This window comes from Nocardia salmonicida NBRC 13393, assembly GCF_001613085.1.
GTDB lineage: Bacteria > Actinomycetota > Actinomycetes > Mycobacteriales > Mycobacteriaceae > Nocardia > Nocardia salmonicida.
This window is the reverse complement of sequence record NZ_BDBR01000053.1, coordinates 19,772-36,586: the sequence shown is the minus strand read 5'-3', so window position 1 is coordinate 36,586 and position 16,815 is coordinate 19,772. Positions and strand designations below refer to the sequence as shown.

The following is a 16,815-nucleotide window of genomic DNA, read 5'->3' as shown; positions in this document are numbered from 1 at the left end:
AGCTGGACCTATGGGCGATTCACTGAAGGACAGAGTCAGACAGAAATTGCAGCGCCAGCTCGCCCAGGACGGGCCGGACCCCGAGCACGACGACGCCAGGACCATCTCGGTGGCCGATGACCTCGAGGCACTGGAGATGGTGCAGGCCGAGGATCCGCTCATCGAGGAACTGGCCCAGCGCTACCTGGTGTTCTGATGCGCCTGCCCGCCCAGCGGCGGTAGTTGTGGCAGCGGCTTGGTCCCGAGCCAGATCGCGAACAGACCGCGCAGCGGCGCCACACTGTAGTGGCCCGCCAGGTCGACGAATTCCTCCGTAGTAATAGAGGAGTGCCGGTACCGCGCGGTCCACTCTTTGATCAGTTCGAAGAACAGGTGATCGCGCAGTTCCAGCCGCAGCGCGTGCAGGGTGAGCGCGCCACGCTTGTAGACCCGGTCGTCGAACATGTCCTTGGGTCCGGGATCGCCGATGATGATGTCCTGCGGCTGACGCGCGAGGTTCGCCCGCGCGGCCCGGGCCAGCTGATCGGCGGTCGGCCCACCGGAGGCTTCGGACCAGATCCATTCCGCGTAACAGGCGAAACCCTCGTGTAGCCAGATGTCTTGCCACCGCTTCAGCGTGAGGCTGTTGCCGAACCACTGATGCGCGAGTTCGTGTGCGACAAGGCGTTCCGCGCCGCGCTTGCCATCGCAATGGTTGGCGCCGAAGATCGAGATCCCCTGCGCCTCGATCGGGATGTCGAGTTCGTCGTCGGTGACGACCACGGTGTAATCGTCGAACGGGTACGGCCCGAACCGCTCGGTGAACAACGCCATCATCTCGGGCTGGCGCGCGAAGTCGTGGTCGAAGCTCGCTCGCAATCGCGGCGGGATGACAGCGTGCATCGGCACCGGTTCGCCTGCGGCGCCGACCCGGTACTTGCGGTAGCTGCCGATCTGGATCGTCGCCAGATAGCTCGCCATCGGCTCGGCCATCTCGTACACCCAGGTGGTCTGGCTGGCCTTGGGCTGCTTGCTGAGCAGGGTGCCGTTGGCCAGCGCGTAGAACGGGCTGTCGGTGGTGATCGAAATCCGGTAGGACGCTTTGGAACTCGGGTGGTCGTCGCACGGGAACCAGGAGGCCGCGCCGTTGGGCTGACTCGCGACCAGCGCGCCCTCGGTGAGCTCTTCCCAGCCGACCTCGCCCCACGGCCCGCGCACCGGCTTGGGGGTGCCCGCATAATGGACGGTGATCTCGAGAACGCCACCGGCGGGGATCTTCTGCTGCGGCGTGAGCGCGAGCTTGCCCTGCTGATGGACGAATTTCACCGCCTTCGACCCGTTGACGAGCACCTTCGACACCATCAGCGCCTGCGATATGTCGAGGGTGAACCACGGCCGCACCGTCGTGGTGACCGCGATGATCACCGCGCGTCCGGCGAGCCGGTTGCTGGCCGGTTTGTAGCTCAGCTCCAGCTCGTAGCGGGACACGCGATAGCCGCGATTGCCGTTCTGCGGCAGGTAGGCATCGACGGGTTCCTCGTAGAACTTGCTCCGCATCAGGCGGCTCCGCGCTGCCTCGACTCCCGCGTCACGGCAGGATCGGTCCAGTGCGAGATGGGGTTGCCCCACCAGCGAGTCGAGGGCGGAACCACATCGCCACGCATCACCAGCGACGCCGGTCCGATGGTGGCGCCCGCGCCGATGTGAGCGGCGGGCAGGGCGACGCAGTGCGGTCCGAGGGTGGCGCCCGCTTCGAGGGTCACCGTGTCCATGGACATGATTCGGTCGTGGAACAGGTGCGTTTGCACCACGCAGCCGCGCTCCACGGTCGCGCCGTCACCGAGTGTCACCAGGTCCGCCTCCGGTAGCCAATAGGACTCGCACCATACCCCGCGGCCGATCTTGGCACCGAGTCCGCGCAGCCACAGATTCATGACGGGAGTACCCGTGGCGGCACGCGCGAACCACGGCGCCGCGACGGTCTCGACGAAGGCGTCGGAGACCTCGTTGCGCCACACGAACGAGCTCCACAGCGGGTATTCGATCGCGCGAATTCGCCCGACGATCAACCACTTCGCCGCCACGGCGATGGTTCCCGCCAGCGCGCCCGCGGCCATCAGGACCAGGCCCGAGACAAGAGCCGCGACCAGGTAATCGGTGTGCTGAGCGATCAACGCGAGCACGAGCAGTACCCCGAGACCGATGGCGAAGGTCACCATCACCGGGATCAAGCGGCACGTCTCCACGAAGGCCCGTGCCAGCTTCAACCGCAGCGGCGGATCGAAGGTGCGCGAGGTGTCGCTGGACTCGGTCGCGCGACGCAACCGCACGGGCGGGCTACCGAGCCACGACGAGCCCGCCTTCGCCTTGTTCGGAGCGGCCGAGAGCACCGCGACGAGGCCGTTCTTCGGCACGCGTCGACCGGGCGCGGTCATCCCCGAATTGCCGAGGAAGGCACGCTTGCCGACCTTGGATTCGCCGATGCGCAGCCAGCCGCCGCCGAGTTCGTAGCTGCCGATCATGGTGTCGTCGGCCAGAAAAGCGCCGTCGGAGATCACGGTGAACTTGGGCAGCATCAGCACGGTCGACGCCTCGACGTTCTTGCCGATCTTCGCGCCGAGCAACCGCAGCCAGACCGGAGTGAGCAGGCTGGCGTAGAGCGGGAACAGGAAGGTGCGGGCGGAGTCGAGCAGACGCTCGGTGGCCCACACCTGCCAGCCGGTGCGGCTGCGCACGGGGTGATAGCCCTCGCGCAAACCGATGCTGAGCAGGCGCACCGCGATCACGGTGGCCACGGCGTAGACGCCGAGACTGAGTAGCGTGGCGAGCGGCAGGATGGCAAAACCGCCCACGGCGGCGGCGCTGATGGTGGTCTCCTCGCGGACCCACCAGGCGATGAAGGTGCCGCCGACGGCGAGGCCGAACACGGGCATCGCGGCCAGCACCATCGACGACAGACCGAATACGACCAGCCAGTGCCTGGCGCGTTCGGGGGAGTGGTCGGGCCAGCGGCGCGGGGCCTTGCCGGTCTTGGTGGCGGGTGAGCCTGCCCATTCCTGTTCGCCCTTGACCTTGCCCGATACCGCGGAGCCGGGCGCGATCTCGGCCTTCTTGCCGATCTTGGTGCCGGGCAACAGGATCGAGCGGGCGCCGATCACCGCGCCGTCGCCGATGGTGATGGCGCCGATGTGCACGATGTCGCCGTCGACCCAGTAGCCGGACAGGTCCACTTCGGGTTCCACGCTGGCGCCGTCGCCGAGTTCGAGCATGCCGGTGACCGGGGGCAGGCTGTGCAGGTCGACGCCCTTGCCGATCTTGGCGCCGAGTGCCCGCGCGAACGGGACCATCAGCGGTGCGCCGGAAAGACTTTCGGCGCCACTGGCTTCGGACAGCCGGACAGCGGCCCACAGCCGTAAGTGCACGGACGACCCGCGGGGGTAGGACCCGGGACGCAGCCCGGCGAGCAGGATTCTCGCACCGGCCACGCAGATCGTCATCCGGCCGATCGGCGAGATGAACAGTACGAACGCCAGCAGGATCCACCACCACGACAGGCGCGGCAGCCACGGCAGCGAACCCGACCAGCCCGCGATGCCGGAGACCACGGTCAGCCAGGTGACCCACTGCAACCCGGTGAGGGTGGTCAGCGGAATCGTGGCCAGGACCTGGGTGATCTGCGCGCGCAGCGGGGTCGGTTCGACGACGCGCACGTCGACGGCCGCGACCGGTGCGCTGCCGTCGAGGAGCTCGACCAGCGAGCCGAGGCGCGGGTGGTCGTAGAGATCGGCGACGGTGACGTGCGGGTACCGCTCACGCAACGCGCCGACGAGCTGTGCCGCCGAAAGCGAACCACCGCCCAGATCGAAGAATTCCGCATCGAGGTCGGTGGGTTCGGCGCCCAGGATCGCGTCCCACAGACTGGCCACCCACGCCGCCGTGCCCGACAGTCCGGTCTCGGCGGGTTCGTCGGTGCTCGGCAGCGGCCACGGCAGTGCGTCGCGGTCGACCTTGCCGGAGGTACGCGTAGGCAGATCGGCGACGATCGCCAGGCGCGGCACCAGCGGCGCCGGAAGTTGTTCGGCCAGAATCTCTCTGGCCTTCTTCACGTCGAAGTCGGGACCAGGACCAGTGAGGTAACCGACGAGGATCTTGTTGCCCGCCTTGGTGGTTCGGATCGCGGCAGCGGCACCGCTGACACCGGGCAGGTGCTGTAGCGCATTGTCGAGCTCGCCGAGTTCGATGCGACGCCCGCCGATCTTGATCTGGTCGTCGGCGCGGCCGAGGAAGATCAGGCCCCGGTAGTCGTTACGCACCAAATCGCCACTGCGATAAGCGCGTTCCCAGCCGAGTGAGGGCAGCGGGGCGTATTTCTCGGCGTCCTTGGCGGGATCGAGATAGCGGGCGAGGCCGACGCCGCCGATCACGAGTTCGCCGGTTTCGCCTTCGGCAACCGGGTTGCCCTGGGGGTCGACGACGGTCAGATCCCAGCCGTCGAGGGGCAGGCCGATGCGAACGGGCATCTCGCCGGAGAGCAGCGCGGCGCAGGCGACGACGGTTGCCTCGGTGGGGCCGTAGGTGTTCCACACTTCGCGGTCGGCGCCGGCGAGCCGTTCGGCAAGTTCCGGGGGCACCGCTTCGCCGCCGAAGATCAGCAGCCGCACCGATTCCAGCGCTTCGGCGGGCCAGGTCGCGGCCAGCGTGGGCACCGTGGAGACGATGCTGATCTCGCGGCGCATCAACCACGGGCCGAGGTCGGCGCCGGTGCGCACCAGGTCGCGCGGGGCGGGGACGAGGCAGGCGCCGTTGCGCCAGGCCAGCCACATTTCCTCGCAGGAGGCGTCGAAGGCCACCGAGAGTCCGGCCAGCACGCGGTCACCGGGACCGATCGGGGCCTTCCGCAGGAACAGGCGGGCTTCGGCGTCGACGAAGGCGGCGGCGTTGCGATGGGTGACCGCCACGCCCTTGGGGGTGCCGGTGGAGCCGGAGGTGAAGATGATCCACGCGTCGTCGGCGGGGGTGGGCAGGGTGTTCCAGTCGTGTTCGCCCGTAGCCGTGGTGGCCGACTCGATGCCGTCGCCGGTGGCGATCGCGCTCACCCTGGCCTCGCCGAAGACGAGCTTGGCTCGCTCCTGCGGGTCGTCGGCGTCGACGGGAACGTAGGCGGCGCCGCAGTAGAGCACGGCCAGAATCGTCACGTAGAGCGCGGCGGTGCCCGACGGCATCCGTACGCCCACCCGGTCGCCCGGTCGCACGCCCGCCTCGGTGAGCTCGGCCATCCTGGCCTCGATCGCGGCGATCAGTTCCATGTAGCTGAGCACGACGGTGCCGTCGTCGACGGCCGGTGCGTCAGGGTGTGCGAGGGCGGTGCTGGTCAGGATGTCGACCAGGGTGCGCGGCGGTGCGGCGAGATCGGCGCGCAGCAGCGGGTCGCGAAGAACCGCCGCTACCTCAGTGTGTGGCTCGAGCATCGTGCTCAGTCCACCTCTCATCGGTTGACCCCCATCGGTGGTGTCTGTTGTTTCATGAGCGGGTTACCGGAGGGCAAACAGGATGGTCACCAGATGCCAACGGTACTCGGTGCGGGTATTGCCGGACGGCAGCGAAGCGCGTGCCGTCGGCGCTGTTCACGACGGCGATTCCGGCATCTCGCCGAGGGCGGTGACCGCCAGCCGGTGCAGCGTCCGCTGTTCTTCTTCGTTCAGGCGTCCCAGCACGCGCGCGGTGGCCTCGGCGATCAGCTTGTCGGTGCGTTTGCATTGCTTGCGCCCCGCCTCGGTGATCCGCAGCCGGTATTTGCGGCGATCCTTGCCGTCGCGGGTGCGTTCGACCAGTTCGGCGCGTTCCAGCGCGTCGATCAGGCGGACGACTTCACTGCGGTCGATACCGAGCGCGTCGCCCACTTTCTTCTGCGTCAGGTCGGCGTTCTCGGAGATGAAGGTGAGCACCCAGTGATCGCGCAACGGGACGTCGATCTCGGCGTGCAGCGCCTTGGTGAGCCGTCCGAGCGCGTACACCGGGTAGCGCGGCAGGCCGCGGACGGAGTTCGTGTTCGTGGACATGAGAGGGAACTCTAGCAAATGGTGGAGGTGCCCAATCATTCGGTTCCTCCATCATAGGGTGTGTAGATGGTTGAGAATTGGGTGTGAGCAGGCAACTCGGGGGCAATCCCGCGTATTCGCGTCGGAGACCGGGTCGGCGTGTCGAACCGGGCGAGGTCGTGTGCGGTCGGCGGCGACTCGGAGCGCGGTCGGCGAAAGGTGGTTGACAGGTCCGGCGGTCGTCTGTCACTCTCGTTTCAGGTCACGAGTACCAGCGTTCAGCCCCGGCTTGCTGGTCGGCAACCCTCCTCCGCGGTGGGGTGCTCCGGGTGACGACCAGGCTGACGTCCGAATTGGGCGCGGCAAGCGCGGGCCACCTCTTTGGAGCGGGTCCCTGAGCCGACGGGATTTCGTCATGACTGCTGTACTCGACCCCACCTGTGCCATCGCCGCCGTTTCCGGTGCCGACCTGCAGGTTCCGCTCGTTCAAGGCGGCACCAGCTCCTACGCCAACTTCGATTACGCCGCGAGTGCGCCGGCATTGAAGCAGGTCACCGACCGGATTTCTCAGTTGCTGCCGTACTACGCCAGCGTGCATCGGGGTGCGGGCTACGCCTCGCGGATCTCGACCGAGTGCTACGAGGCTTCCCGTGGCGCGGTCGCCCGGTTCCTCGACGCCGACGACGACCAGGTCGTCGTGTTCACCCGCAACACCACCGATTCGCTGAACCTGCTGGCCGGATGCGTGCCGGGGGAGACCGTGGTGCTCGATATCGAGCACCACGCCAACTTCCTGCCGTGGACCGCGCACGGTCGCCGGGTGGTACGGGCCGCCGCCACCGTCGAGGAGACGATTCAGCGAGTCGTCGCCGAGCTGTGCAGCAAGCCCGCCGCGCTGCTCGCGGTGACCGGGGCATCCAATGTCACCGGTGAGGTACTGCCGCTGGAGCGCCTCGCGACCATCGCCCACCTGTGCGGTGCGCGCATCCTCGTCGATGCCGCGCAGCTGGCTCCGCATCGACGGATCTCCTTGCGCGAGAGCGGGATCGACTATCTCGCGTTCTCCGGGCACAAGCTGTACGCCCCGTTCGGTTCGGGCGTGCTCGTCGGCCGACGCGACTGGCTGGACCAGGGTGAGCCCTACCTGGCGGGCGGCGGTGCGGTGCGCAATGTCGGTGTGTCGGAGGTCGAATGGGCTTGCGCGCCGCAGCGGCACGAGGCCGGTTCGCCGAATGTGTTGGGCGCGGCCGCTATCGCCGCCGCTTGCGACGCACTCGCCGCGATCGACTCCACCGAACTCGTTGCCCACGAACGCTTTCTGGCGGACCGTCTTCGTGACGGTTTGTCCGCGATCGCAGGCGTCGACCTGGTCACCATCTGGTCCGACAGCCCCGACTGTGTCGGCATCGTCGCTTTCATCGTCGCCGACCACGCCCCCGGTAAGGTCGCCGCCTACCTCTCCGCCGAACACGCCATCGGGGTGCGCGACGGCCGTTTCTGCGCCCACCCGCTGCTCACCAGCCTCGGCCTCGACGCGGCCCTCCGTGCCAGCATCGGCCTCGGAACCACCGCCGCCGACGTCGACCGCCTGATCGGCGCGGTCTCCACCTTGGTCACCAACGGTCCCACCTGGACCTACGCCGCCACCGACGGCCACTGGAACCCCACCCCCGAAACCCGCCCCCTCACCGCCTCTTCCGCCGAAGGCGCGGCACCCTGCCTGATCGGCTGAATCGCAGGCAAGGCGAGGCCACCCCGAATGTCGGCCGCTGAGAGCTGTTCTCGGCGGCCGATACATCCGAAGAATCGCAGGTTTGATGTGTTACCAGCTGGGTAACGCATGCCGAACCGGTCGCGATGAAGCCCCCGAGATCGCCCGATAATCGAAGGGGACACAGTGACTCGACCGATTCAGCCGCCCGATCCGTGGGCGCGTCCGCCCAGGCAGTCCGAGAAGAAGCGGCGTTGGCCGTTGGTGGCGGGAATCGGAGTTGTCGGCGTGCTAGGTCTCTCGGTGGTCGCCGGTCTCAACGACGGCGAACCGACCGCACGGACATCGCCCACATCCACCACCCGGGTTGTCGAATCATCGACGACGACAAAGGCTTTGACAACTACCCCGGCGCCGACCATCATCGCGTCGAGTGCGCTGACACTCGCGCCGACCACGACGGTTGATCGACCAGTGGCTCCTGCTGTGCCGACTACGACTGTCGCGGCACCTCCGCCGCCCGTCGTTGTCCCCGCGCCGACTACAACAGTCGAGATCCCCGCGCCGCGAATCGCGGCGGTGCCAGAGCCGGAAGCGCCCGCGCCTGCCAGCGCCTATTACAAGAATTGTGCTGCTGCCAAAGCCGCAGGCGCGGCCCCACTCCACACGGGTGACCCCGGCTATCGCTCCGGCTTGGATCGAGACGGCGATGGTGTGGCCTGCGAATAGGGCCCATCAGGTATTTATCGAGTGGATCACGTCATCGCGTGGCCGACGACAAACGGGTCCGGTCTGAGGCTGACCGGAAGATGCCGGTCACCCGAAACTCACTCATGGAGACAAGTTTTCGATCAGGTCTCAGTCGAGATCCGCGTCGAGGGCGTCCCAGGTGATGGTGACGTCTAGCGGATCGGTGATCGCGATCGCGGTGGGGCTGTGGGATCGGAAGCGGGTCTCGGTGGAGACGTAGGTAGACGCCCGCGGTGTTGAGACGGAGGATTTCGATGGACTTGACGCGGCCGACGTTGTTCTCCATGCGGACGATCCAGTATCACCCGAGAGAGGTCTTCCGGCATGCCAAGTACGTGTCCAGGTCGATGCCCGGAACACCGGCACGCAACCACGACCAGTCGTATGCCTCGCTCACCGGACCAACACTAGCTGTCGCAGGCCGAGGTAGACGGTCTGATCAGGTGTCGAGTGGGGTGGGGCGGTGGTATTTGCCGTTGTAGTACAGCAGCGGTGCTGCTGAGGGTGACTCTTCGGTTTGGTCGTGGACTCGGGTTACCAGGCCGACGGCGAGGGTGTGGTCGCCCAGGTCGATGAGTTTGTGCAGAGTGGTGCGCAGCCAGATGGGGGTGCCGTGCAGGACTGGTTCGCCGGTGTCGAGGGTGGTCCAGAGGGCGCGGTCGGTGAAGCGGTCGGCCGCGGTGCGGGAGAAGCGGTGGGCCAGGTGTTGTTGGTGTTCGCCGAGGAAATGGATCACCACCGAGTCCGCGGCTCGCAACGCGTCGATGCTCGATGAGGTGTGCGCGATGTTGAACGACACCAGGGGCGGTTCCAGTGACAGCGAGGCGAACGAGGTGGCCGTGAAACCCACCGGTCCACTCTCGGCTCCGAGCGTCACCACCGTGACGCCGGCCGGATAGTGCCGCATAGAGCCTCGATACTGCTCAGCCGTTATCCCGCTCAGATCATCGGGAACCACCAGTCCGGCCTCAGAAGGTTGCACATCGCCCACCGCCCCCAACTTACGCCCGCCCACCGCGCACCCTTACGTCCACTGTGTCCGTTTGATCCAACCCGCCGGTCGGGATCAGAACCCGAATTCAGTCGATGTCGATCGGCAGGCCCGCTGTGATGCGGACCAGTTCGCGGAAGTTGGTGCGGAACACGGTGTTCGGGTGGCCTCCCGCTGCCCAGACTTCGGGGTGGGCGGCCAGGGCGGTGTCTACCCAGGTGGGGAGGTTGGTGGGGTGGCCGAGGGGGGCCGTGCCGTCGATGGGTTGGCCGGTGATGCGTTCGACCAGGGCCGTGGGGGCGGGGGTGAGGGTGCCTTCGAGGCGTTTGCCGGTGCGGACGAGGTCGACGTGGTGGTGGTCGGCTACCAGCAGCAGGACCGGGTCGTCGTCGAGGAGGAAGACCTGGGCGGTAATGATCGCGGTGGGATGGACGCCCATGGCGCGGGCGGCCTCGGCCGCGGTGAGCGACGGCGTCTCGGGGCAGACGATGACGCCGTGGTGCCCGCGGGCGATGAGAGTTTCCGCGACCCGGCATGCGACCGGCGGCAATGACGACCTGCGCATACACCCAGAGTAGGTCGATTGCGGGAAATGCGCTGTGTTACTTGGAGTTCTGGCGAACTCGAGTTCGCGGCCCTGCCGGTCCCGTCGATCAGGCACCGTTGCTTGCTCCTTCGTCGCCTACGCAACGGCGCCTGATCGACGGGACGGCCGCGAACCCGGCCGCTGCGCGTCCGGCCCCTCCCTAAGGGTCGGGGGTCGGGGCTGAGTGGGCGGCATGTTGGCGTGGTGGCAATAATCGGGGCATGAGTGAATGGAAGGCTTTTACCGTCGAGATCGCCGACAACGTTGCCCAGGTCACGTTGATCGGGCCGGGTAAGGGCAATGCGATGGGACCCGACTTCTGGCGCGAGCTGCCGGAGGTCTTCGCCGAGCTCGATGCCGATCCGCTGGTGCGGGCCGTAGTCGTCACGGGATCGGGCAAGCATTTCTCGTTCGGTCTCGACCTGGCCGCGACCGCGGGAACGCTGGCGCCGGTCCTGGCCGACGACGCGAAGGCGGCGCCGCGCACTGAGTTCCTCAAGGAGGTCCGCCGGATGCAGGCCGCGGTGACGGCGCTGGCCGAGTGCGCCAAGCCGGTGATCGCGGCGGTGTCGGGTTGGTGCATCGGCGGTGGCCTCGATCTGATCGCCGCGGCAGATATCCGGCTGGCCAGCGAGGACGCCAAGTTCAGTCTGCGTGAGGCGAAGGTGGCGATCGTCGCCGACATCGGTTCGCTGCAGCGGCTGCCCGGCATCATCGGCGAGGGCAATCTGCGTGAGCTGGCCTTCACCGCCAAGGACATCGACGCGGCACGGGCCGAGCGGATGGGTCTGGTGAACGAGGTGTTCGCCGATCAGGAGGCCGTGCTGGCCGCCGCGCACGCGATGGCGCGCGAGATCGCGAGCAACCCGCCGCTGGTGGTGCAGGGCATCAAGGACGTGCTCGAGCAGCGGACCAGCCCGGCGGTGGCCGACGGCCTGCGTTATGTGTCGACGTGGAACGCGGCGTTCCTGCCGTCGAAGGACCTGCCGGAGGCAATTTCGGCGGTGTTCCAGAAGCGCGCGCCGGAGTTCAAGGGCGAGTAAAGGCAGTTCAAACGGTTGCCCCGGTGACCGTTCTGCCTACATACTTGCATCACACAACTAATTGATTGATGCAAGTAAAGGTAAAAGTGTGAGTGAGAGTGAGCCCGCGATCGACGCGATCGCTGTCCAGCTCGTGCGCCTGCACCGGCTGCGCGACCGGGCGATGGCCCAGATCAAGGACCGCTCGGGGATCGACCCGGCGGGATTCATGGTGCTGTTCCGGCTGGTGTGTGACGGGCCGATGCGTTCGGGTGCGCTCGCCGAGGCAGTGCATTCGGACGCGTCGACCGTGAGCAGGCAGGTCGCGCAGCTGGTGGAGCGTGGCCTGGTGGTCCGCACCGCCGACCCCGACGACGGGCGGGCCACCGTGCTCGAGGTGACCGATCACGGGCGCGAGACCGCCGATCGGATCCGGTCACGGCGCCGGAACTCCGTCGCCATCGTCACCGAGGACTGGTCGGCCGACGATCGCGCTCTCTTCGCCGGACTGCTGACGCGGTTCGTCGAGGACTACGACGCGGCCCGCCCGGACCTGCTGACCCAGCCGCCCGCACTGAGCACTACGGAGAACGTTTCGTGACGACAATCGCGGCCCCGGTGGAATCACCGGCAGGCTTCACCCATCGCCAAATCCTGACCATCCTGTCGGGCCTGATGCTCGGCATGCTGCTGGCCTCGCTCGATCAGACGATCGTGTCGACGTCGATTCGCACCATCGCCGACGATCTCGACGGCTATTCGCTGCAGGCCTGGGCTACCACGGCCTACCTGATCACCGCGACGATCAGCACTCCGCTCTACGGCAAGCTCTCGGACATGTTCGGCCGCAAGCCGTTCTTCCTGGCGGCGATCGGTCTGTTCATCGTCGGTTCGCTGCTGTGCACGCTCGCCACTTCGATGTATCAGCTGGCCGCGTTCCGCGCGTTCCAGGGTCTCGGCGCGGGCGGGCTCATGTCGCTGGCGCTGGCCATCATGGGCGACATCATCGGACCCCGCGAGCGTGCCCGCTACCAGGGTTATTTCCTCGCGGTGTTCGGTATTTCGAGTGTGCTCGGCCCGGTGCTCGGCGGTCTGCTGGCCGGACAGGACACCATTCTCGGCATCACCGGCTGGCGCTGGGTGTTCCTGGTGAACGTGCCGCTGGGGCTGCTCGCCCTGGTAGTGGTGACCCGGGTGCTGCACTTGCCGCGCAAGCCGCACGCCACTCATCGCATCGACTTCGCGGGCGCGGTGGTGCTCGCCGTCGGACTCGTTCCGCTGCTGATCGTGGCCGAGCAGGGTCGCGAATGGGGTTGGAGTAGTACCTCTTCGGTGGTCTGTTACGCGATCGGCTTGATCGGCCTGATCGGGTTCGTGGCGGTCGAGAAGTACATGGGTGACGCGGCGCTGATCCCGCTGCGGATCTTCGACAACGTGACGTTCGCCCTCGGCGTGGTGATCTCGTTCGTCGTCGGTGCGGCGATGTTCGGCGGCATGCTGCTGCTGCCGCAGTACCTGCAGGTGGTGCGCGGTGCCGGGCCGACCGAGGCAGGTCTGCAGATGCTGCCGATGGTGCTCGGGCTGATGACCGGTTCGATTCTCTCGGGCCGGCTGATCTCCAAGACCGGGCGCTACCGGGCCTTCCCGGTGATCGGCGCGACCATGCTGACGCTCGGGTTGTTCCTGCTGCACCTGCTCGACGCCGACAGCCCGCTGTGGCTGGCGATGCTGTTCATGGCGGCCACCGGCTTCGGCCTCGGCAACCTGATGCAGCCGCTGACCCTGGCTCTGCAGAACGCGCTGCCGCCCAAGGACATGGGCGTCTCGACCGCGTCGGCGACCTTCTTCCGTCAGATCGGCGGTACCCTCGGCGCCGCGGTGTTCCTGTCGATCCTGTTCTCGCTGCTCACCCCGAACATCACCGAGCAGATGCAGCAGTCGGCGTCCGATCCGACCTATCAGCAGGCTGTGATCGAGGGTGCGCAGAGCACCAACCCGGCCGACGCCGCCCTGGCGAAGGGCCTGCTCGCCCACGACACGTCGGCCGCGGGCAAGGTATTGCAGGACAGCTCGATCATCCAGCAGCTCGACCCCGAACTGGCCAAGCCGTTCCAGGTGGGCTTCGCCGACTCGATGTCGACGGTGTTCCTCGTCGCGGCCGCGGTGGCCCTGATCGCACTGCTGCTCGTGCTGTTCTGGAAGGAAGTTCCGCTGCGCATGTCGGGCGGAATCCAGTCCGACGGCGATGCCAAGGCCGCCGAAGGGGTTGGTGCGCTGATCGACACCGCCGCGCAGTCCAGTGCTCCTACCGAAGATCGGCATGGCACGCAGGAGGGCGGTCGCCCGGGGACGGGTGCGCCCCCGGCATGATCATCGGGTGAGTCGATTCGGCAGCGGCGGTGTAGTGCGACGGTTACGTCGGCTGCCCGCCGCTGTCGGCTATCTGGTGGTCGGCGGGCTGACCGGGGTCGCCTCGTTGTTCGCGGTGGTCGCGCTGGCGATCGTTGCGGCCGCGAGCCTGATCGGGATCGGGATTCCCGCGTGGCCGGAGGCGGTCAAACTGATCCGGCCACTGCTCGGGGTCGAGCGACGCAGGGCGGGCAAACGGCTCGGCACGCCGATCGTGCCCGCCTATCAGCCGTTGACCGGCGACCTGCGTCATCAGCTCGCGACGCTGGCCGCCGATCCGGCGAATCGGCGTGATCTCGCCTGGCTGGTGCTGCACGCGATCATCGGATTGCCGCTGGCCGCGCTGGCGGTGGCGCTGCCGCTGAGTGCGGTGCAGCATCTGGCCGTTTCGAGCTACTGGAGTGCGGGGGGCCGGGGTGCGGTATCGAGCGGCGGCATCGTCATCGATTCCGGGACCGCCGCCGTGGTGAGCGCGGCGATCGGCATCGTCTACGGCGCCCTCGCGCTGCGTGCGCCCGAGGCGGCGACCGCGCAGGCCCGGGTGGCGGCGGCGTTGCTCGCACCGGATGAGAACGCCCTGCTGGCCGATCGGGTCGCCGAACTGACCGCGACCAGGGCCGCCGCGTTGGACGCGCACGGTGCCGAACTGCGCCGCATCGAACGTGATCTGCACGACGGCGCCCAAGCCCGGATCGCGGCGGTGATCATGCAACTGGGGCTGGCCGAGCAATTGCGCGACCGTGATTCCGAGGCGGCCGATCGGATGGTGCGGACCGCCCAGGACACGGCTTCGGCGGCCCTGGCCGAACTCCGCGATGTGGTGCGCAGCGTGTATCCGCCGGTGCTCTCGGATCGGGGCCTGAACAGCGCTGTTTCCGCACTGGCCGCCCGTAGTCCGATCCCGTGCGTACTCGAGACGAACGGCATCACCCGGCGGCCGATGGCGGTGGAGGCCGCCGCCTATTTCGTGATCGCCGAGGCCATCGCCAATGCGACCAAACACTCCGGCGCCGCCACGCTGTCGATCGAACTGGGTGGGCCGCCCGATCTGCTCACCGTCGAGATCCGCGACGACGGCGTGGGTGGCGCGCGGGTGACCGACGGCGGTGGTCTGGCAGGCATCCGGCGCAGGGCCGAGGCGCTCGACGGGCAGATGACGCTGAGCAGCCCCGCCGGTGGGCCTACTGTGGTGCGGGTGGAGTTGCCGTGCGGGTCGTGATCGCCGAGGACGACGCCCTCCTTCGGGAAGGTCTCGCCCTGCTGTTGAAGACGGCCGGAATCGACGTGGTCGCCGCCGTCGACAACGCCGATGATTTCCTCGCGATCGTCTGCGCCGACCGCCCGGACGCGGTGGTGGTGGACGTGCGTCTCCCGCCCACCTTCACCGATGACGGCCTGCGCGCCGCGGTACACGCCAGGACCGTCCACCCGGGGCTGCCGGTGCTCGTGCTGTCCTCCTATGTGGAGGACAGTTACGCCTCCGAACTGCTCGGAGACGGTGGCGGCGGCGTCGGGTACCTGCTCAAGGAACGGGTCGGCAAGGTCGACCGGTTTCTCGAGTCACTGCACCGCGTCGCCGCTGGTGGCACCGCGATGGACCCGGAAGTGATCGCGCAACTCTTGGTGCGCCGCAAGGCCGACGATCCGCTGTCCACGCTGACCGCCCGTGAACGCGAAGTGCTCGCGCTGATGGCCGAAGGGCAGGACAATTCCGCCATCGCGGCACGCCTCGTCGTCACCGAAGGCGCTGTGCTCAAACACATTCGCAGCATCTTCGCCAAGCTCGGGCTCGCCGCCGACGAATCGGGCCACCGCCGGGTCCTCGCCGTACTGGCCTACCTGGACTCGCGGCCCGGATCGTCCTGACAGATCAGGTCGGTGCCGGGCAGAGTGCCGTCGCGGAGATAGGTGTTGACCGTCGTGTCCACGCAGGTATTCGGGTAATTGCCGTAGATCCAGTGCACCGCAACGTCTTCCAAGGTCACCATGCGTGAGCCCGTCATTGCCCGGTGCATGACCTGCGCGCCCGCATGGGTGGTGCGGGTGTCGTCGGTGGACTGGACGATCAGGCTCGGCACCGCATTGCCGATCACGGTCGGCCGCTCGACCGGGGGCGCCCAGAACGCGCACGGCGGGATGTTGTTCGCGAACGCGCCGAACAGCGGTTGATCGGCACGGCTCGCCTCGATATTGCGCCAGTACCAGGCAGGATCGCGCGGTACTTCCACATCGCCGCACAGGACGGCCAACGCCGGTGAGTAGTCGCGTGGCTGCGCGGTGAGCATGAAGGCGAGGGAGGCGGCCAGCTCGGGTTCGGGCCGGACCTCCATGCCGTCAGCGGCGTCGGCGAGTTGCCGGATCTGGCGCGCCAGCAGCGGATAGTTGCGCGGATCGTCGAGCCCGCGATAGAGCACCATCGGCAGGCTGTGTTCGTCGACGGTGAACTCTCCGATCCGGATCGGCACGTCGTTCGCGCGGCGGACCATGTCCTGCACGCTGAGCCTGACCGCGGAACGATCCGCGCCGAAACGGAACTCGGCGTTGTGCGCGGCCACCCAGTCGGCCCATCTGTCGAACGCCGCCTCGTTGACCGGGCCCATGGCGCGGATCATTCCGACCGATCCGTAGTGCTCGGGGTCGACGGCGCTGTCGAGGACGAACCGGTCGCTGCGCTCGGGAAACAGCTGGGAGAAGACCGCGCCGAGGTAGGTGCCGTAGGAGGTGCCGAAGTAGCTGATCCGGTCTTCGCCGAGGGCGGCGCGGATGACGTCCATATCGCGGGCGGTGTTGCGCGTGGTGATGTGGTTGAGCCGGGGCCCCTCGTTCGCCGCGCACAGCGCGGCGAGTTCGGCTTGCTGGGCAACGCTTTCGGCGAAACCGACACCGTCGAGACCGGCGGACTCCAGCCCGAACCCGTGTTGCCAGCGGCAGTTCACCGGAGTGGAGCGGCCGATGCCACGCGGATCCATGCCGATCAGGTCGTAGCGGTCACGGACGTCGGAGCTCATCCCCTCACGCACGTCGATCATGAGGTCGAGACCGGGAGCCCCGGGGCCGCCCGGATTGGACAGCAGCACGCCGCGACGTTTCTCCGGGTCCGTGGCGGGGAGCCGGGAGATGGCCACGGTCATCGTTTCCGCCTGTGGCGCCGAGTAATCCACCGGTACGGTCACCTCCGCGCATTGGGCACCCGCCGGATCAAGGCTCGGATCATCGCAGGGCTGCCAAGTCAGCGACTGGTGGCGGAAGCGATCGAGCGGGTCGGCATCGGCCGATGCCGTTGTAGCGGTGAGTAATCCGGCGGCGACCGCGGAAACCGCGACGGCCAT

At 67.8% G+C, this 16,815-nt stretch carries 15 protein-coding genes and 1 riboswitch; of the genes, 8 read left to right on the top strand and 7 right to left on the bottom strand.

Translation table 11 applies throughout. The features are described 5' to 3' along the window. Positions 1-10 precede the first annotated feature (10 nt). Positions 11-196 (top strand): hypothetical protein, encoded by a 186-nt coding sequence (locus NS1_RS34690; protein ID WP_056819096.1) that lies wholly within the window; start codon positions 11-13, stop codon positions 194-196. Here NS1_RS34690 and NS1_RS34685 read toward each other — a convergent pair. From NS1_RS34685 to NS1_RS34675, 3 genes are all read right to left on the bottom strand, one after another. Then, positions 181-1,536: a M1 family metallopeptidase gene (locus tag NS1_RS34685; protein ID WP_062991409.1), complete on the bottom strand. Its 1,356-nt coding sequence runs from the start codon at positions 1,534-1,536 to the stop codon at positions 181-183. The two genes, NS1_RS34690 and NS1_RS34685, sit on opposite strands and share 16 nt — an antisense overlap. Next, positions 1,536-5,447 (bottom strand): Pls/PosA family non-ribosomal peptide synthetase, encoded by a 3,912-nt coding sequence (locus tag NS1_RS34680; RefSeq protein WP_062991407.1) that lies wholly within the window; start codon positions 5,445-5,447, stop codon positions 1,536-1,538. Before NS1_RS34680 ends, NS1_RS34685 begins: the two co-directional genes overlap by 1 nt. Before the next feature lie 156 nt (positions 5,448-5,603). Beyond that, entirely contained in the window at positions 5,604-6,038 is a 435-nt protein-coding gene (locus tag NS1_RS34675; protein ID WP_062991405.1) for a MarR family winged helix-turn-helix transcriptional regulator, read from the bottom strand. 239 nt (positions 6,039-6,277) lie between these two features. After that, a riboswitch (SAM riboswitch) is annotated at positions 6,278-6,392 on the top strand. Between the two features lie 40 nt (positions 6,393-6,432). On the opposite strand from NS1_RS34675, the gene NS1_RS34670 reads away from it, so the two are divergent. Then, complete coding sequence (locus tag NS1_RS34670; RefSeq protein ID WP_062991403.1) at positions 6,433-7,749, top strand: aminotransferase class V-fold PLP-dependent enzyme; 1,317 nt, start codon at positions 6,433-6,435, stop codon at positions 7,747-7,749. Between the two features lie 179 nt (positions 7,750-7,928). Here NS1_RS34670 and NS1_RS42040 read toward each other — a convergent pair whose 3' ends face one another. Then, positions 7,929-8,186 carry a hypothetical protein gene (locus NS1_RS42040; RefSeq protein ID WP_062991401.1) on the bottom strand — a complete coding sequence of 86 codons (258 nt, stop codon included), beginning with the start codon at positions 8,184-8,186 and terminating at the stop codon, positions 7,929-7,931. 16 nt (positions 8,187-8,202) lie between these two features. On the opposite strand from NS1_RS42040, the gene NS1_RS42300 reads away from it, so the two are divergent. Next, positions 8,203-8,457 (top strand): excalibur calcium-binding domain-containing protein, encoded by a 255-nt coding sequence (locus NS1_RS42300; RefSeq protein ID WP_307620424.1) that lies wholly within the window; start codon positions 8,203-8,205, stop codon positions 8,455-8,457. Between the two features lie 460 nt (positions 8,458-8,917). Here NS1_RS42300 and NS1_RS34660 read toward each other — a convergent pair whose 3' ends face one another. Together NS1_RS34660 and NS1_RS34655 are read right to left on the bottom strand one after the other, a co-directional pair. Further along, positions 8,918-9,385: a flavin reductase family protein gene (locus NS1_RS34660; protein ID WP_228536961.1), complete on the bottom strand. Its 468-nt coding sequence runs from the start codon at positions 9,383-9,385 to the stop codon at positions 8,918-8,920. Between the two features lie 172 nt (positions 9,386-9,557). Beyond that, entirely contained in the window at positions 9,558-10,034 is a 477-nt protein-coding gene (locus NS1_RS34655; protein ID WP_062991399.1) for a YbaK/EbsC family protein, read from the bottom strand. Between the two features lie 242 nt (positions 10,035-10,276). Here NS1_RS34655 and NS1_RS34650 point away from each other — a divergent pair, with 242 nt between their 5' ends. The 5 genes from NS1_RS34650 (at position 10,277) to NS1_RS34630 (ending at position 15,352) form a co-directional block, all read left to right on the top strand. Continuing rightward, positions 10,277-11,098: a crotonase/enoyl-CoA hydratase family protein gene (locus NS1_RS34650; protein WP_062991398.1), complete on the top strand. Its 822-nt coding sequence runs from the start codon at positions 10,277-10,279 to the stop codon at positions 11,096-11,098. An 88-nt stretch (positions 11,099-11,186) separates the two neighbouring features. After that, complete coding sequence (locus tag NS1_RS34645) at positions 11,187-11,678, top strand: MarR family winged helix-turn-helix transcriptional regulator (protein WP_062991396.1); 492 nt, start codon at positions 11,187-11,189, stop codon at positions 11,676-11,678. 5 nt (positions 11,679-11,683) lie between these two features. Then, entirely contained in the window at positions 11,684-13,447 is a 1,764-nt protein-coding gene (locus tag NS1_RS34640) for an MDR family MFS transporter (RefSeq protein WP_084504740.1), read from the top strand. 7 nt (positions 13,448-13,454) lie between these two features. Next, positions 13,455-14,705 (top strand): sensor histidine kinase, encoded by a 1,251-nt coding sequence (locus tag NS1_RS34635; RefSeq protein ID WP_062991446.1) that lies wholly within the window; start codon positions 13,455-13,457, stop codon positions 14,703-14,705. Then, a complete protein-coding gene (locus NS1_RS34630) occupies positions 14,693-15,352 on the top strand; it encodes a response regulator transcription factor (protein ID WP_062991392.1) in 660 nt (219 codons plus the stop codon). The genes NS1_RS34635 and NS1_RS34630 overlap by 13 nt, the downstream gene beginning before the upstream one ends. Here NS1_RS34630 and NS1_RS34625 read toward each other — a convergent pair. Continuing rightward, positions 15,322-16,815: an alpha/beta hydrolase gene (locus tag NS1_RS34625; protein ID WP_062991448.1), complete on the bottom strand. Its 1,494-nt coding sequence runs from the start codon at positions 16,813-16,815 to the stop codon at positions 15,322-15,324. The genes NS1_RS34630 and NS1_RS34625 overlap by 31 nt on opposite strands.